We start from the raw sequence: 16,313 nt of genomic DNA on the forward strand, positions 1-16,313 counted from the left end.
GTGCGGATGCAGGTGGCGTTCGATCAGAACGTCTTGTCGCCGATAATCCCGGCACGCTCCATCTTGCGATGGCACGGCGGGTAATCCATGACGGCGTAATGCTGGGTACTGCGGTTGTCCCAGATGGCGATGCTGTTGGGCTTCCAGCGCCAGCGCACCTGATACTCAGGGATGTACGCCTGGCTGATCAGGTAACGCAGCAACTCGCCGGCGCCGGGGTTGGCGTCCTGGCCGAAGCGCACCCGCTCAGGGGTGTGGTAGTTGCTGAAGTGGGTGGTGAAAGCGTTGACGAACAGCACCTTCTCGCCGGTTTCCGGATGGGTGCGCACCACCGGGTGTTCGGCGTCCGGGTACATCGCCTTGAGCGCCAGGCGTTTTTCAATCGGCATGGCGGCACCGAAGCTCGCTTCGATGCTGTGGCGGGCACGCAGGTCGGCGATCTTGACCTTTACGTCTTCCGGCAAGTTCGCATAGGCCTGGACCATGTTGGCCCACATGGTGTCGCCACCCACTGGCGGGCATTCCACGCAACGCAGCACGCAGCCCATCGGCGGTGCTTCGCGCCAGGTGGCGTCGGTGTGCCAGGCGTTTTCATAGCGGTCCATCGGCTGGTCAGGATTCTTGTAGATCTGCACCAGCCCCGGATGCTCCGGATCACTGCCGGCCACCGGATGATCCTCCAGCTCGCCGAAGCGCCGGGCGAAGGCCACGTGCTCGGCGCGGGTGATGTCCTGATCACGCAGGAACACCACGCGGTGCTTGAGCAACTGGGCACGAATCTCGGCAAACAGACCATCGTCATGCACCGCGTCGGCCAGGTTGACGCCGATTAGTTCGGCGCCAATGCTGCAGGTCAATTGTTCGACTTTCATGGCTGGCCGCTCCTTAAACGACGAAAATCGATGAGCCGGTAGTCTTGCGCGATTCAAGGTCGCGATGAGCCTGCACGGCGTCCTGCAGGGCGTAGTGCTGGTTGATCTCGATCTTGATCCGGCCGCTGCCGACATGGTCGAACAACTCGCCGGCCAGGGCGGCTTTTTCCGCAGGGTCGCTGATGTAGTTGGCCAGGGCAGGACGGGTCAGGTACAGCGAACCTTTCATCGCCAGCATCACCGGGTCGAACGCCGGGATCGGGCCGGACGCGGTACCCACGCAGACCATCAGGCCACGGGGTTTCAACGAATCCAGCGAACCCATGAAGGTGTTTTTGCCAACGCTGTCGAACACCACGTTGACGCCCACGCCATCGGTCAGTTCGCGAACGCGAGCGGCGACGTCTTCATGGCTGTAATTGATCGTATGGTCACAACCGTGAGCCCGGGCGATTTCCGCTTTTTGCTCGGTCGAAACCGTGCCGATCACGTTCAGGCCCAGCAACTTGGCCCACTGCGAAACGATCAGACCGACACCGCCAGCGGCGGCATGCAACAGAATGCTGTCGCCCGGTTTGAAGTCGTAGATGCGGCGCATCAGGTACGAGGACGTCAGGCCACGCATGGTCATCGCGGCAGCGGTCTCGAAGCTGATGGTTTCCGGCAGCTTGATCAGCGGCGCGGCCGGGATCAGGCGCTCGGTGCTGTAAGCGCCGAGGGTGTTGAGGAACCCGGTATAGGTGACGCGATCACCGACCTCGACGTTGGTGACCCCTTCACCAACGGCCTGGACTACGCCAGAGGCCTCGACGCCCATGCCGTTGGGCATCGGAATCGGGTAGGTACCGTTACGGAAATAGGTGTCGGCATAGTTCAGGCCAACCGCCACATGACGAAGGCGAACCTGGCCGGGACCGGGTTCGCCGACTTCGACGTCCTCATAACGTAGAACTTCGGGACCACCGGTTTCGTAGAAGCGTACGGCTTTGGCCATTTTTCTTATTCTCCAATCTGCAATATGGGCGTGTTGCATCGAATTGCGCTGATTGGACTGTAGGACGAGGCCCTTTGAGACGCTTCTCATCAGACGACAATGGCTTTTCATTTGGTGACAGGCAGAAACGGGATCGTTCTAGCCGGTCCCGTCGTCACCTGCGCTATCATCGCCCGCCTCGATTCCCCAAGAGCCTTGACCCCGGATGTCCGAAGCACTGCCACTGTCCAACGATCACCCAGCCCTGCCGCCGGTCTTGGCCGGCCCGCTGTTGCGGCGTCTTGAGCCCATGCGGCTGGTGCTGTGGCTGGTGGGTTCCCGGGCGCTGGCGCTGACCTTGCGCTTGCAGGGCGTCGGCAATATCCGACTCGATACCGGGCAATGCACAGTGATTGCGGTGGGGGCTCATGCCTTTGTGCACTTGATCGATGTGCAACTCGATTGCGCCCTGCCCCGGGATGAATCGATCGACTATGACCTGCTGATCGATGGCACAGAAAAAGGCATCGCCGACTGGGCACCGCACCTGCTGTATGGCGATGCCCATTGCCCGAACTTCGTCCTGCGCGCACGGGTCGATCAGTTGCTGCACGGTTCTTGCCGCAAACCTCATCACCCGGCGACAGACGGCTTGCTGTGCGTCGACCGGTTGCTGGCCCAGGAACACGCGGCAAAGGACCGCCCGGCACTGCTGATGATGACTGGCGATCAGGTCTACGCCGACGATGTCGCGGGGCCGATGTTGCGGGCGATTCACGCCTTGATCGAGCGTCTGGGCCTGTTCGGGGAGCACCTCGAAGGCGCGGTGGTCAGCGACAGCGCCAGGCTCTACGAGCATCCGGCCAGTTACTACCACCGCGCGGATCTGCTGCCGGCACTGCAAAGCAATGAAACCCTGCGCGAGCGATTTTTCGGTGGCGCGCGCAAGCCGATTTTCACCAGCAGCAGCGCCGACAATCACCTGGTGACCTTCGCCGAAGTCATGGCCATGTACTTGTTGGTCTGGTCGCCAGTGCCCTGGACCCTGATCGCGCCCCAGGCACCGACGCTGACGCCGCAAAGGCTCAAGCGCTACGCCCTTGAGCAGACGCGCATCGATGCCTTCAAGGCAGGCCTTGGCGACGTCGCGCGGGCACTGGCGCATCTGCCGACGCTGATGATTTTCGACGACCACGACATCACCGATGACTGGAACCTTTCCGCGCAATGGGAGGAAACGGCCTACGGCCATCCGTTCTCCCGGCGCATCATCGGCAACGCGCTGCTGGCGTACATGTTGTGCCAGGGCTGGGGCAACAACCCGGATGCGTTCACTACCCTGCTGGAAAAGTCCGGAGCCTTGAGCGACAGTGCACGCGACCTTCACCTCGACAGCACGGTTCAGGATGACTTGATCAGTGATCTGCTGAAGTTTCAGCACTGGCATTACGTGCTGCCGACCACCCCGGCCATGGTGGTGATCGACACCCGCACCCGGCGCTGGCGCAGCGAGATGAACCTCAAGCAGCCTTCCGGTTTGCTCGACTGGGAAGCCCTCAGCGAACTGCAACAGGAACTGCTGGACCACCCGAGCGCGATCATCGTTTCGCCGGCACCGATCTTCGGCGTCAAACTGATCGAAACCGTGCAGCGGGTATTCAGCTGGTGCGGTTATCCACTGCTGGTGGACGCGGAAAACTGGATGGCCCATCGCGGCGCGGCCCAGGTGATCCTGAACATTTTCCGCCACTCGCGCACCCCGGGTAACTACGTGGTGTTGTCGGGGGATGTGCACTATTCCTTCGTCTACGAAGTGCTGATCCGCCACCGCAAGGCCGGACCGCGCATCTGGCAGATCACCAGCAGCGGCATCAAGAATGAATTCCCGCCCAGCCTGCTCGAGTGGTTCGACCGCCTCAACCGCTGGCTGTACTCGCCACGCTCACCGTTGAACTGGCTGACCAAGCGTCGACGCATGCGCATCGTGCCCCACGTGCCCGAACACGCCGAAGCGGGTGAGCGGCTATGGAACTCGGCGGGGATCGGCCAGGTGTATTTCAATGACCTGGGACAGCCGCAGACCATCTATCAGCACAATTCGAACGGCTCACCGAAGACCCGGATGATTGCGCCGGCAAGCGATGATTGAGGCAGAGAAGACACCACAAAAAACTGTGGAAGCGACGGTGCGGCGATCTGACCTGCTCCGGGCGGCGTACCGACGAATGCTGTCTGTCAGACTCTACAATTGTGACTGTCATACCGCCTTCGCGAGCAGGCTCGCACACACTGGATTTCTGGCGTATACACTTCTTGTGCTATTTCCAGATCCTGTGGGCCTGCTCGCGAAGAGGCCAGTTAAATATTGGGAGAATCCATTCTGTAACCCGCCCCCGGCGTACCTTCATGGAGTGCCACCTGAATTTTCGAATACAAGGCATTCGCCTCAGCAGTGGTGATTGATCGCGAACAATCACGCAGTACAACACGTAGTAGCACATTCTCCTGCCCCGGCAGCAATCCGAGGCGATCAATGGCCTGCAGAGGCAGTTCTGTGAACGCCCAGCGCCCTTTGATCTGCATTTCCTCGATCCAATCTGAACAATCGCCAGCTGCCTGCAACATCCTTTCAGTCAACACCTCCTCGCTCAGCCCCGGCGTTACCGCTAACGAAATATCTCGAGTAATCGAAGGCAACCGAGAGACGGCGCTCCACAGATTCAGATCATGCATCTGTGCCTGTACTCGTTCGTTCTGATCACGTAGCAAACGAATATCCGGGATGCCTTTGCGCAGCATGGTCAAGCGATCCAATCCCATTCCCAGCGCCAGTCCTCCATGACGCAAAGGATCGATCTTCAGTCGCTCCAATAATGATTTGGCAATTCGACCGCACTCCAGAACCTCTACCGGGACGCCGTCATTCAACAGGTTTACTTCGATCCCGCCCTCAGTGTAGTGATGCGGACTATCACTGTAGATCCAAGGCATATCTGGCACGGCAGATTTGAGGATATCGCCGACCAAGCAAAGTAAATGCTCATGCGTCGACAAATCAGGATCACCGAGCACCCAGATATCCATCTGATGGGGTTCCGCACAATGCCAACGATCCCGGCTGTCGCGACGAAAAGTGATACCAGGCGCGGCCAATAATATTGACTGCCCCGGTTGCCGTAGCTGGGCAGCTCGCTGAAGCGCTGCTGGAATTTGACTGGTGGTTTGCGTTCGCAGCAACGAACACTCATCGACCCAGCGGGTGTGTGCACTTCCGAGAGTGATTTCTGCTGGGTCATAACCGAGCAATCCGTAGTTTTCTTCAGCGGAGACAATTCTCGGCCCCGTCTGCACTTGCGCTTGTGGCCAGCCTTTATCCGTTAATCCTTGAAGGACCTCCTTGAGTAATAATCGAATGGCGTGATCGGGTGCAGCGGGTTCTGTTAGATCAGCCAGTAACAAGGCTTGGTGTACGGACGTATCCGTCAGATATTTCTTTGATTCCTGCACTAAACAACCCCTTATTAACAATTGAATGTAGCCCCCCGTAAAAAGAGCCCCATAGACCAACCTAACGATTTCAGATCGTCCATCACAACCAAATTCGGTGAAAAACTAAATTTTCAGAAGAGGACTACAGCCACTACTTACACAAATAACAAAGAGCCTCTTACAAGACACTTCACAAGCATCATTAGTTCTAAAAAAACCTCAAGCAACCTATTTAATACATCAAAAAAACCTGTATTAATTATTTCGCCCCCTCAGGACCACCAGGGAGCACAAAACCAACAAAATGAAAAAAATGACGATCAAATGAAAAAGAAAAATGTCGTTAAAGAAAAGCTCACCCGCATAACTTCCGGCCCGGAAAATTTTGGCTGGGCGCCGTTAGCTTGGGCTCATACTGAAGAGTAAATGATGAAAATGGGCGTCAAGATCACTCTTGCCGCCCACCGACAAAAAAGGAGGTTCCAATGTTATCCAGAACGATGATAACAACGCTCTTTGATCAAGAAGAGCCTTCCATAATTGCGGACTTTGAGGAGTTCCTCCAAGAGTGCTCTAATTTAGGATTCAAGACACTCAACATTTCTGACATCGACAGACTCCCCAAAAACAGCATCATCTTTTCATTCACTAATGATGCAGCGAAAAAGACATTTGAAACTGCGAAAAATACCAAACACAAAAAAAGCATCTTTTGTGCAACACAAGTATTCGAGCCTACTTTAAAAGCAGCACTTTATAGTTTGAATCTGTTATTGATAAGCGACTTTCAACAAGCGCTAAGCACACAAAGACGTGTACTGAACATGCTCAATTCACACAACTCATTTTTCTTGACCGGAAATGACGCTGACGCGCAAATAACGATAGCCCCTCACGCTCAGCCTTATGCTTTGATTAACGAGGATATAGAAAACGATTTCATTCAGTCCGTGGCGGAGTTTTTTGAAGTCCATTATGCTCACATGAAGCCACAAGAGCCGAGTCCGTTTTCCTTTCACGGAACATTAAAAATATCCGGAATACTTACAGTTCTTAGAAGACCCAACCCAGCTTTACCAGAAGGCTTAAATACTTCTTTAAAATGGTTGAGTGATCGCATATCTGAAGAAGGCGCACTATTGACCATTGAAGAAAACACAATCACCTCACTGAAAATAAATGGCAATGAACACATAAAACTATTGGATCTTGCAGCAGGACCTAGAGGTCTCAAGCTGACTGAGTTTGCTATTGGAGTAAACGAAACAATCGCAAGTAGCATTGACTACAAAATCAACTCTCAATTAAACGAAGGAATTAATGGCGTTCATATAGCAATTGGGGACGGTTCCTCTGGCTATCACATAGATTTCCTGAGCCCAGCAGTAAAGGTAAGCCCAACTCACAACTGAGCCAACCTAATCGCCCTCACTACAACCACCCACATCACAGCGATGTCTAAAAACTGACACTATAAAAGGGCTTACAGAAATGATGAGCAGTGACGCACGGCAAGTTACCGATGGACCTCAAGGCGCACAGGCCGGCAGATTCTGGTGTACCTGCAGGCTTGCCCGCGATAAGACCAGCACATCCAGCATCAATGCTGACTGAAGCACCGCTTTCGCGAGCAGGTTCACACCCACAATTGATCGGTGTCTCTCATGAACCTCACCCGAACCTTGATCATCGGCAACTCCGGCTCGGGCAAGAGCTGGCTGGCGCAGCGGCTGGCCGAGCAACTGCGTGTGCCCTGGACCGATCTTGACCGGATTCACTGGCTGTCCGACGAACACAGCATCCCCCGCCCCCGAAATGAAGCGCTGGGAATGGCGCGGATCGCTGCCGATGAAGAGCGCTGGGTGATCGAAGGGGGTTACGGCTGGATCGTCAGTGAAATCCTGCCACGAGCGACTGCGCTGATCTGGCTGAGTGTAGGGGACGAGGAATGCGTGGCCAACATTCGACAACGCGAGGGCGGGCGCGATGAACAGGACCTGTTGCTTATCGCCTTGCTGGAGTGGGCGGGCAGTTATCGCCAGCGGCTGGGGTCCAGTGGGTTTGCGGCGCATCAGCAACTGTTCGAGGGGTTTTGCGGTGCGAAAATCCGGCTGGAAGACCGGGAGGAAATCACCGCACTAGCTCGTCACTCGTAAGTATCCGGAGCTGTGGTCTGACACAAACCTGATGGATGGCATGTAGCTCAGAATGGGATTACACCTGTCTCGGAAACGTCCTGAAGAACATTCGGCGATACTTGATACAAATGTGGATGCACTTTCTACGTAACAACCACTCGTAGGTATCGCCTTGCTAACATGTACTCATTTCTGTACGTTCTCTGCATCAAGCGAGGACAAACACATGGAAACCATCAACTACACCAACGCTCGGGCACATCTGGCGCAAACCATGGACCGGGTGAATGAAGATCGCGCCCCGCTACTGGTAACTCGTCAGAAAGGCGAGCCGGTAGTGATGATGTCATTGGCCGAATACAACGCTCTCGAAGAGACCGCCTATCTGCTCCGTTCCCCAGCCAATGCTGAACGCTTGATCAAATCAATCGGTAACCTGCGAGCCGGCAAAACCAAAGCCAGGCAACTGATTGAAGAATGAATATCGAGTTCACCCCTGAAGCCTGGGACGATTATCTCTGGTTCCAGCAGAACGATAAGGCAGGGCTCAAACGTATCAACCTGTTGATCAAAGCTATCCAACGTGAGCCTTTCGACGGCCTTGGAAAACCCGAACCGCTCAAGCATAACTTGAGCGGGTTCTGGTCACGCCGGATTACGGCTGAGCATCGTCTGGTCTACGCCATTGAAGACGGAGAAATACACGTCGTGATGTGCAGATACCATTACTGAGCAGAACCTCAGCCAGCGTTCACTACCCGACCCACCCCTCTGACAATCATCTCCACCTCCCGCTCATCAAGGGTCAGCGGCGGCAGCAGGCGAATGGTGTTGCCCCGCGTGACATTGATCAACAAGCCATGATCCCGGGCGGCGATCAGGCTCAGGTCGCGGATCGGTTGCTTGAGTTCGATGCCGATCATCAGGCCCTGGCCGCGTATTTGCGAGACGTTCGGGTTGCCCGCCAGTTCTGTGCGCAATCTTTCGAGCAGGCGCGCCCCCTGAAGCCGGGCGTTTTCCAGCAGCCCTTGTTCTTCGACGATATCCAGCACGGTGCATCCGACTCGACAGGCCAGCGGATTACCGCCGAACGTGCTGCCGTGGCTGCCCGGCGTGAAAAGTTCGGCCGCCTTGCCACGGGCCAGGCAAGCGCCGATGGGCACGCCGTTGCCCAGGCCTTTGGCCAAGGTCATGACGTCCGGGACGATGCCTTCGTGCTGGAACGCGAACCACTGGCCGGTGCGGCCGATACCGGTCTGGATTTCATCGAGCATCAACAGCCACGAACGCCGGTTGCACAGTTCGCGCACGGCGCTGAGATAACCCGGCGGCGCCAGTTGCACGCCGCTTTCGCCCTGGATCGGCTCCATCAGCACCGCCACGATCCGCGAGCCAAAGGCCTGTTGCACCTTGTCCAGCGCGCCGAGGTCGCCGAACGGCACTTTGACGAAGTCTCCCGGCAGCTTGTTGAAACCCAGGCGCACCGCCGGGCCATCGCTGGCAGACAAGGTGCCGAGGGTGCGGCCATGGAACGCATTCTCCATGACCACTACCAGCGGCTGCTCGATACCCTTGTGCCATCCATGCAGCCGGGCGATTTTCAGTGCGGTTTCGTTGGCTTCGGCCCCGGAGTTGTTGAAAAACGCCCGGTCCATGCCCGCCAGCTGCGTCAGTTTCTGCGCCAGCCGTTGCTGCCAGTCGATGCTGTAGAGGTTCGAGGTGTGCAGCAGCAACCCGGCCTGCTCGGTAATGGCGGCAACGATTTTCGGATGGGAGTGGCCGACGTTGGTCACCGCCACACCGGCGACCGCATCCAGGTATTCGCGACCGGCCTGATCCCATAGGCGAGTGCCCAGGCCCTTGTTGAAACTCAAGGCCAGGGGTTGGTAAGTGCTCATCAGGCAGGCGGCGGTCATGACATCAAGCTCCAGCAAGGGTCGGTGTTTTTGCAGTATGGTTAGCCACCAGAGCTGGATAAACACTGTAAAACTTCAATCATTTAAAAGCAGAGCTTGATAATGGATTTATTCCAGGCAATGACCGTCTACGTGAAAGTGGTGGAGACCGGCAGCATGACCGCCGCCGCCTTGCAGTGTGAAATGTCCACGACCATGGTCGGCAATCACCTCAAGGCCCTGGAACAACGGCTGGGTGTGCGTCTGCTCAACCGCACGACGCGGCGCCAGCGGCTGACCGAGTTCGGCGCCGCGTATTACCAGCGCTGCCTGGAAGTGCTGGGGTTGTTGGCCGATTCCGAGCGACTGGCCGAGCAGGCTCTGGACGAACCGAGCGGCACCTTGCGCATCACCGCGCCCCTGACCTTCGGGACCGAGCGCCTGGCCCCGGCATTGAGTGAGTTCAGCCGGCAAAACCCGCGGGTGAAACTCGACGTGGTGCTGACCAACCGACGCCCGGATCTGCTGGAAAACGGCCTCGATGTAGCGTTTCGCCTCGGGGCACTGGAGCCTTCCAACCTGATCGCCCGCCCGCTGATCGACTACACCCTGACCATGTGCGCGTCACCGGACTACCTGGCCCGTCGCGGCACTCCGCAAACACCTGAAGACCTGCGCCATCACGACTGCCTGTCCTTTGCCTATCCGGCCGGAGATGACTGGCAATCGGTGCAAAAGGAATGGCGCCTGGCCGGTCCCGATGGCGAAGTCAGCGTGGGGGTCGGCGGGCCGATGCTGATCAACAGTTCCGCCGGACTGCATCAAGCGGCGCGCACCGGCATGGGCATCGTGATGATGCCCGACGCCTTGGTCGAGCAGGACCTCAAGGATGGAAAGCTGTTGGCCCTGATGCCCGATTACTGTCCGCCCAGCCGGCCGATGCACTTGGTCTATGCCCAGGATCGCCACCGTTTGCCGAAGTTGCGCCGTTTCGTTGAATTCGCCGTACAGAGGTGGGGCAAACACCCGTCGGCCGAATAGGCCATGCATTTACATCCCCGCCTTCACCAGCACCGGCTGTTCCTGATAACGATCCGGGTACAGCTGCTTCAACTGCGCCACTTTTGGCAAATCGTTGATCACGATGTATGGATAGGTCGGATGCTCGGTCAGGAAATCCTGATGCTCCTCCTCCGCCGGGTAGAAACCGTTGAAGGTTTCAAGCTTGGTCACGATCGGTTTGTCGAAGACTTGCGCGGCGTCGAGCTGGGTGATGTAGGCCTGTGCGACCCGCTGCTGCTCAGCGTTTTTGGTAAAGATCGCCGAGCGGTACTGGGTGCCGCTGTCCGGGCCCTGGCGGTTGAGTTCGGTCGGGTTGTGCGCCACGGAAAAGTAGATCTGCAGCAAGGTGCCGTAACTGACCTGGGCTGGATCGAACGTGACTTCGACCGACTCCGCATGGCCGGTATTGCCGTTGCTGACGCGCTCGTATTGCGCGGTATTGGCCGCCCCGCCCGCGTAGCCGGAGACAGCGTTCTTCACGCCTTTGACATGCTGGAACACCCCTTGGACGCCCCAGAAGCAGCCGCCGGCGAACACCGCGGTTTCGCTGCGGGCCTGGGTGATTTCATCAAGGGCCGGCGGTGGAAGGATGACCGCCTTTTCGGCACCGCCGAAAGTGAAGGCCGAGCATTGGCTGATGATGCCGGCAGCCGCCAGCCCCAGCAGGGTACGGCGCCAGGTGAAGAGGGTTTTCATGGGGCGAACTCCTGAGTCGTTGAACAGTGATCAGCCGAAGGTGAAGGCGTACGCCGACGCACCCGGATCAAGAAACTCGATACTGAAGGTCCGGTCGGTCACGCCGCCGCTCTGGCGTACCAGTTGATACAAACGCTGGTCCGTCACGGTGCCGCTGCCATCGGGTGCCACGTCCATGCCATGGGCATCGCCGGGGGCCTTGCCGTCGATCAGCACCTTGAAACGCACCGGTTTGCCATCGGCACCAGGGCCGAGCACCAAATGCAAATCACGGGCGTGGAAGCGATAGACGATGCGGCTGGCCGGGGCGCTGGCGGTGGCCCGCTCCGGGCCGACATGCCACTGGCCGCCCAGGCTCCAGTCGTTGAGGGCCAGTTGCGCCGGCGGGTTGTAGGCCGCGACCTTGTCCGGCACCAGCGCGGTTTCGGGCACGAAATGCTCAGCGCGCTGGTAGCCGACATAGGTTTCCGGCGACTGCACGGCGTCCTTGTCCGGGGCCATTTGCACGCCATCGGCCTTGGCACTGATCAGCCCGTCGGCGACCTTGGCCGCCCCCGCCTCGCGCAGCAATTGCTGGATGACCCGCTCCGATTCGGCGTACGCGCCTTCGCCGAAATGGTGATAACGAATGCGTCCCTGGGCGTCGGCAAAGTAATGCGCCGGCCAGTACTCGTTGTTGAAGGCGCGCCAGATCTTGAACTCGTTATCGATGGCCACCGGGTAGTTGATGCCCAGGTCTTTCATGGCCTTGGTGACGTTGCTGACGTCGCGTTCGAAGGCAAACTCCGGCGCATGCACGCCGATCACCACCAGGCCCTGATCGCGATACTTCTCGGCCCAGGCTTTCACATAGGGCAGCGAGCGCAGGCAGTTGATGCAGGAGTAGGTCCAGAAATCCACCAGCACGACCTTGCCTTTCAAGGCCTGGGCATCGAGGGGTGGCGAGTTGAGCCATTGCACGGCGCCCTCCAGTGACGGCAGGTTGCCTTCGACCGGCAAGGTGCCCGGGGTTTTGTCAGCCACTTGCACCGCGCCGGCGGAGGTCGAGTTTTGCGCCATCATCGCCCCGCTGTTACGCGGTAACTTGCCGGACAGTTTCTCCACCAGCGCTTGCTCGATACCACTGGTCGACGCCGTGGAAAACCGCGCCAGAATCCCCGTATCCAGACCCAGGGCAATCGCTGCCACACCGGCCAGCATCGCCGCGCCAAGTCCGCGACGCAGCCATTCGCCCGCGCCAATCGAACGCTTCATCGCGGTGAAGACTTTGCCGCCCAGCAACAAAGCCAGCGCGAGGGAAGTGGCGGCACCGGCGGCGTACGCCAGCAGCAAAAAGGTGGTTTGAATACTGGCGCCTTGCAGCGCCGCACCGGTCAGCAGCAGGCCCAGGATCGGCCCGGCGCACGGCGCCCACAGCAGGCCGGTGGCCACGCCGATCAGGAGCGAAGCACCGGGACGTGGCCGTGCATCGGCGCCCGCCGCCTCCGACAAACGACTGCCCGCCGCCACCAGTGGCCGGGTCAGACGCTCGGCCAGTTGCGGCAGCAACAGCGTCAGACCGAACAACGCCACGAACACCAGCGCCAGCCAGCGCCCGTACTGATTGAGTTGCACCACCCAGCCGCCGCCCACCGCCGCCAACGTGGCGACCAGCGCGAAGGTCAGCGCCATGCCCACCAGCAGCGGCAACCCGCTTTTGACGAAGGGTTGCCCGGTGCGGGCGAAGACAAACGGCAATACCGGCAGAATGCACGGGCTGACAATCGTCAGCACACCACCGAGATAAGCGAGGACCAGCAGCCACATGGCGATTACCTGCAAAAAGTGAGTGGAATGGAATCACACCGTCATGGGCACGAATTTCATCGCCAGGCCGTTCATGCAGTAACGCAGACCGGTGGGTTTCGGGCCGTCGTCGAAGACATGCCCCAGATGCCCGCCACAGCGCCGGCAATGAACCTCTTCACGGACCATGCCGAACGCACGGTCCTGGCGGGTCGCCACGGCCTTGTCCAGCGGTGCCCAGAAACTTGGCCAACCGGTGCGGCTGTCGAATTTGGTCGCCGAGGAAAACAGCGGCAGCTCGCAACCGGCACAGACGAACGTGCCATCGCGGTGCTCGTTGTTCAGCGGGCTGCTGTAGGCTCGCTCGGTGCCCTCTTCGCGAAGGATTTCGTATTGCTCGTCGCTCAGAAGAGCGTGCCATTCGCTGTCGCTGTGGGTCACTTCGAATACCTCCGCTGCGCTGGCTTCACTGATCAAGGCCGAGCCTGTGGAAAACTTCGGCAACAGGTCGATCACCAGGGCTGCCACCCCCAGCCCGCCGCTCGCTACAAGAAATTGCCGTCGTGAATACATGTTCGTCTCCAAAAATCCAGGGGGGTTTCATAGAACACAGCCTAGGCTTTGGGTGATCGCCAAATCCTCACGGGAAGTTAAACAATTCGTGATAACTCGGGCGCCGAAAAACCCGCACAATGCATATGCCAATTTTGAACAATGCATTTCCTGTGGGAGCGAGCTTGCTCGCGATGACGATTGCACAGTCAGCATCGTCGTTGACTGACATTGCGCCATCGCGAGCAAGCTCGCTCCCACAGTTTTTGCACCTTGACCGAGTGGCATTACGCACAATGCGCCGAAGGATTGAGCTGTATGGAACAGACCAAACGCGTCCTGGTGGTCGAGGACGATATGCATATCGCCGACCTGATCTGCCTGCATCTTCGCGACGAGCAGTTCGAGGTGGTGCACAGCGCCGATGGCAATGAAGGCATGCGCCTGCTGCAGCAAGGCAACTGGGACGCACTGGTCCTCGACCTGATGCTGCCCGGTGTCGACGGCCTGGAAATCTGCCGCCGCGCCCGCGCCATGGCCCGCTACACGCCGATCATCATCACCAGCGCGCGCTCCAGCGAAGTGCACCGGATTCTCGGCCTCGAACTGGGTGCCGACGACTATCTGGCCAAGCCCTTTTCCATGCTTGAACTGGTGGCCCGGGTCAAGGCGTTGCTGCGCCGGGTCGATGCCATGGCGCGCAACCTGAAAATGGACGCCGGCAGCCTGCTCACCGACGGCCTGGCCATCGACCCGATCACCCGCGAAGTGTCCCTCGATGGACGACGCCTGGACCTCACGCCCCGGGAGTTCGACTTGCTGTATTTCTTCGCCCGCCAGCCCGGCAAGGTGTTTTCGCGCATGGATCTGCTCAATGCCGTGTGGGGCTACAGCCACGAAGGCTACGAGCACACGGTCAACACCCACATCAACCGACTGCGCGCCAAGATCGAGGCCGACCCGGCGCAACCGGTGCGCATCCTCACGGTCTGGGGGCGCGGCTACAAATTCGCCACCGGGGAGGAACCACAGCCATGAGGCTGACCCTGACGCAACGCCTGTCCCTGGTGTTCGCCGTGCTGCTGCTGGTGTGCTGCGGCACGTCGGCGTGGATGCAGGTGCGCTCCAACCAGATGCATGAGCAGGAAGTGGTGCAAGGCTTGTCCCGGGACCTGGCGCAGCACATTGCCCGCGACACGGTGTTGATGGACACCCAGGGCCTGATGCCCAATGCCGTGCGTGACCTGTTCAGCAAGCTGATGCAGGTCAACCCGAGTGTCGAGGTGTACCTGCTGGACACCGCGGGCAAGATTGTCGGCAGCGCCGCGCCCGAAGGCCGGATCCGTCGTGAGCGGATCGACCTGGCGCCGATCCAGCGCCTGTTGCGGGGCGATGCCCTGCCGATTCTCGGCGACGACCCGCGCAGCGTCGATGCGCGCAAGGTGTTCAGTGCTGCGCCGCTGAAGGTCGACGGCAAGCCGGCCGGTTATCTCTACGTGGTGTTGCTCGGTGAAGACCACGACCGCCTGGCCGAACGCGGCGCGACCAGTGCAGCGCTCAACACCGCGCTGTTGTCCATCGGGCTGGTGGCGTTGCTGTGCCTGATTGCCGGTCTCACCGCATTTGCCCTGATCACCCGGCCGTTACGCCGCTTGACCGAAACCGTCAGCCAGTTCGACATCGATGGGGTGCCGGTCACACCGGCCCTGCCCGTCGCGGTGGAAAAAGCCGCGAGTCACGATGAAATCGCCGTACTCGATGCGGCGTTCCGACAGATGCAGACACGCCTGGGCGAGCAATGGCGCTCGTTGACCCGCCAGGATCAGGAGCGCCGCGAACTGGTGGCGAACATCTCCCACGACTTGCGCACGCCGCTGGCCTCGTTGCACGGTTATCTGGAAACCCTGTCGCTCAAGGACGCCACGCTGTCCCCTGCCGACCGCCGTCGCTATCTGGGCATCGCGCTGGACCAGAGCCGCAAGGTGGGTGGTCTGGCGCAGTCGCTGCTGGAACTGGTGCGGCTGGAACATGGCTTCGTACAGCCGGTGCTGGAACGCTTTTCCCTGACTGACCTGGCCCAGGACATCTTCCAGAAATTCGAACTCACCGCCGAAGCGCGTCAAGTCGAGTTGAAGGCCACTTTTGCCGCCAACGTCTCGGCGGCCTGCGCCGACCTTGGGCTAATCGAGCGGGTGCTGACCAACCTGTTCGACAACGCCCTGCGCCATACCCCGGCCGGTGGCGAGGTCGAACTGGGCCTGCGCCCGCAAGGCTCATTCATCGAAGTCACGGTCAGCGATACCGGCCCCGGCATCGCCCCGGAACTGCGCGAAGGGTTGTTCCTGCGGCCGTTCAATATCGGCGGCGCACGCCGTGATGGCGGGTTGGGGTTGCGGATCGTGCATCGCATCCTGCAATTGCACGGGCGCGAGATTCAATTGATCGATGTGCCGGGGCGGGGTGCGACGTTCCGGTTTTCACTGCCGATCGATGAGGAAACGGCGACTGCGTTGGCGGTGCGGTCGATGAACCTCAATACACCGAGGCAGGCCTGAAAAACTTTGGTGCTGACAAGGCCCCATCGCGAGCAAGCTCGCTCCCACAGTTTTTTCGGGTGCTTACAGATTTTGCGTACCCCCACTAACCCTGTGGGAGCGAGCTTGCTCGCGATGGTCTCAAGGGCACCGCGTTCATCCAGAATGAACGCGTTATCGTTAACGTCCATCGCGAGCAGGCTCGCTCCTACAGGGGAGCAAAAACATGACCGGCCGCCTGTTGATCCGTGACAACACCGTCCCGGTCCAATAGATTAGTCGGCCTGAAAAAGCCCCCGGGCTTTTTCGCCCCTATT

At 59.2% G+C, this 16,313-nt stretch carries 15 protein-coding genes; 8 read left to right on the forward strand and 7 right to left on the reverse strand.

Annotated features, from left to right (window positions below; genetic code table 11):
• Positions 1–23: 23 nt before the first annotated feature.
• A complete protein-coding gene (locus J4D25_RS10205) occupies positions 24–872 on the reverse strand; it encodes a TauD/TfdA family dioxygenase (RefSeq protein WP_057716330.1) in 849 nt (282 codons plus the stop codon).
• A gap of 13 nt (positions 873–885) precedes the next feature.
• Complete coding sequence (locus J4D25_RS10210; protein WP_008050013.1) at positions 886–1,866, reverse strand: quinone oxidoreductase; 981 nt, start codon at positions 1,864–1,866, stop codon at positions 886–888.
• A 205-nt stretch (positions 1,867–2,071) separates the two neighbouring features.
• On the opposite strand from J4D25_RS10210, the gene J4D25_RS10215 reads away from it, so the two are divergent.
• A complete protein-coding gene (locus tag J4D25_RS10215; RefSeq protein WP_057716331.1) occupies positions 2,072–3,994 on the forward strand; it encodes an alkaline phosphatase D family protein in 1,923 nt (640 codons plus the stop codon).
• Positions 3,995–4,203: 209 nt separating this feature from the next.
• Here the strand turns inward: J4D25_RS10215 and J4D25_RS10220 are convergent, their stop codons facing one another.
• A complete protein-coding gene (locus tag J4D25_RS10220; RefSeq protein WP_057716332.1) occupies positions 4,204–5,352 on the reverse strand; it encodes a hypothetical protein in 1,149 nt (382 codons plus the stop codon).
• A 467-nt stretch (positions 5,353–5,819) separates the two neighbouring features.
• Between J4D25_RS10220 and J4D25_RS10225 the strand changes: the two genes are divergently transcribed.
• From J4D25_RS10225 to J4D25_RS10240, 4 genes are all read left to right on the forward strand, one after another.
• Positions 5,820–6,746, forward strand: a complete 927-nt coding sequence (locus J4D25_RS10225) for a hypothetical protein (protein WP_057716333.1) — start codon at positions 5,820–5,822, stop codon at positions 6,744–6,746.
• A 252-nt stretch (positions 6,747–6,998) separates the two neighbouring features.
• Positions 6,999–7,490, forward strand: coding sequence for an adenylate kinase (locus tag J4D25_RS10230; RefSeq protein WP_057716334.1), 492 nt, complete (start codon positions 6,999–7,001; stop codon positions 7,488–7,490).
• A 208-nt stretch (positions 7,491–7,698) separates the two neighbouring features.
• Positions 7,699–7,953, forward strand: a complete 255-nt coding sequence (locus tag J4D25_RS10235) for a type II toxin-antitoxin system prevent-host-death family antitoxin (protein ID WP_057716335.1) — start codon at positions 7,699–7,701, stop codon at positions 7,951–7,953.
• Entirely contained in the window at positions 7,950–8,204 is a 255-nt protein-coding gene (locus tag J4D25_RS10240) for a Txe/YoeB family addiction module toxin (RefSeq protein WP_057716336.1), read from the forward strand. The genes J4D25_RS10235 and J4D25_RS10240 overlap by 4 nt, the downstream gene beginning before the upstream one ends.
• Before the next feature lie 8 nt (positions 8,205–8,212).
• Here J4D25_RS10240 and J4D25_RS10245 read toward each other — a convergent pair whose 3' ends face one another.
• A complete protein-coding gene (locus J4D25_RS10245) occupies positions 8,213–9,388 on the reverse strand; it encodes an aspartate aminotransferase family protein (protein ID WP_057716337.1) in 1,176 nt (391 codons plus the stop codon).
• 102 nt (positions 9,389–9,490) lie between these two features.
• Here J4D25_RS10245 and J4D25_RS10250 point away from each other — a divergent pair, with 102 nt between their 5' ends.
• The gene (locus J4D25_RS10250; RefSeq protein WP_057716338.1) at positions 9,491–10,408 is read left to right on the forward strand and encodes a LysR family transcriptional regulator; all 918 of its coding nucleotides are present in this window, start codon (positions 9,491–9,493) and stop codon (positions 10,406–10,408) included.
• A 9-nt stretch (positions 10,409–10,417) separates the two neighbouring features.
• Here the strand turns inward: J4D25_RS10250 and msrA are convergent, their stop codons facing one another.
• The 3 genes from msrA to msrB are packed head-to-tail and all read right to left on the reverse strand — an operon-like array spanning position 10,418 to position 13,483.
• Positions 10,418–11,125 (reverse strand): peptide-methionine (S)-S-oxide reductase MsrA, encoded by a 708-nt coding sequence (msrA, locus tag J4D25_RS10255; RefSeq protein ID WP_057716339.1) that lies wholly within the window; start codon positions 11,123–11,125, stop codon positions 10,418–10,420.
• A gap of 30 nt (positions 11,126–11,155) precedes the next feature.
• Positions 11,156–12,931: a cytochrome c biogenesis protein DipZ gene (locus J4D25_RS10260; protein WP_057716340.1), complete on the reverse strand. Its 1,776-nt coding sequence runs from the start codon at positions 12,929–12,931 to the stop codon at positions 11,156–11,158.
• A 33-nt stretch (positions 12,932–12,964) separates the two neighbouring features.
• Positions 12,965–13,483, reverse strand: coding sequence for a peptide-methionine (R)-S-oxide reductase MsrB (gene msrB, locus J4D25_RS10265; RefSeq protein WP_057716341.1), 519 nt, complete (start codon positions 13,481–13,483; stop codon positions 12,965–12,967).
• A gap of 297 nt (positions 13,484–13,780) precedes the next feature.
• Here msrB and J4D25_RS10270 point away from each other — a divergent pair, with 297 nt between their 5' ends.
• On the forward strand, positions 13,781–14,500 hold the full coding sequence (locus J4D25_RS10270) for a response regulator transcription factor (protein ID WP_057716342.1): 720 nt from the start codon (positions 13,781–13,783) through the stop codon (positions 14,498–14,500).
• On the forward strand, positions 14,497–16,017 hold the full coding sequence (locus tag J4D25_RS10275) for a HAMP domain-containing sensor histidine kinase (RefSeq protein WP_057716343.1): 1,521 nt from the start codon (positions 14,497–14,499) through the stop codon (positions 16,015–16,017). Before J4D25_RS10270 ends, J4D25_RS10275 begins: the two co-directional genes overlap by 4 nt.
• Positions 16,018–16,313 lie beyond the last annotated feature (296 nt).

The organism is Pseudomonas sp. GW456-L13, assembly GCF_017350115.1.
Taxonomy (GTDB): Bacteria; Pseudomonadota; Gammaproteobacteria; order Pseudomonadales; family Pseudomonadaceae; genus Aquipseudomonas; species Aquipseudomonas jessenii.

Coding starts and splice junctions, on each gene's coding strand:
- J4D25_RS10245 (WP_057716337.1), bottom strand. CDS start 9,388: ATGACCGCCGCCTGCCTGATGAGCACTTACCAACCCCTGGCCTTGAGT.
- msrB (WP_057716341.1), bottom strand. CDS start 13,483: ATGTATTCACGACGGCAATTTCTTGTAGCGAGCGGCGGGCTGGGGGTG.
- J4D25_RS10210 (WP_008050013.1), bottom strand. CDS start 1,866: ATGGCCAAAGCCGTACGCTTCTACGAAACCGGTGGTCCCGAAGTTCTA.
- J4D25_RS10275 (WP_057716343.1), top strand. CDS start 14,497: ATGAGGCTGACCCTGACGCAACGCCTGTCCCTGGTGTTCGCCGTGCTG.
- J4D25_RS10225 (WP_057716333.1), top strand. CDS start 5,820: ATGTTATCCAGAACGATGATAACAACGCTCTTTGATCAAGAAGAGCCT.
- J4D25_RS10240 (WP_057716336.1), top strand. CDS start 7,950: ATGAATATCGAGTTCACCCCTGAAGCCTGGGACGATTATCTCTGGTTC.
- J4D25_RS10260 (WP_057716340.1), bottom strand. CDS start 12,931: ATGTGGCTGCTGGTCCTCGCTTATCTCGGTGGTGTGCTGACGATTGTC.
- J4D25_RS10230 (WP_057716334.1), top strand. CDS start 6,999: ATGAACCTCACCCGAACCTTGATCATCGGCAACTCCGGCTCGGGCAAG.
- J4D25_RS10250 (WP_057716338.1), top strand. CDS start 9,491: ATGGATTTATTCCAGGCAATGACCGTCTACGTGAAAGTGGTGGAGACC.
- msrA (WP_057716339.1), bottom strand. CDS start 11,125: ATGAAAACCCTCTTCACCTGGCGCCGTACCCTGCTGGGGCTGGCGGCT.
- J4D25_RS10270 (WP_057716342.1), top strand. CDS start 13,781: ATGGAACAGACCAAACGCGTCCTGGTGGTCGAGGACGATATGCATATC.
- J4D25_RS10235 (WP_057716335.1), top strand. CDS start 7,699: ATGGAAACCATCAACTACACCAACGCTCGGGCACATCTGGCGCAAACC.
- J4D25_RS10205 (WP_057716330.1), bottom strand. CDS start 872: ATGAAAGTCGAACAATTGACCTGCAGCATTGGCGCCGAACTAATCGGC.
- J4D25_RS10215 (WP_057716331.1), top strand. CDS start 2,072: ATGTCCGAAGCACTGCCACTGTCCAACGATCACCCAGCCCTGCCGCCG.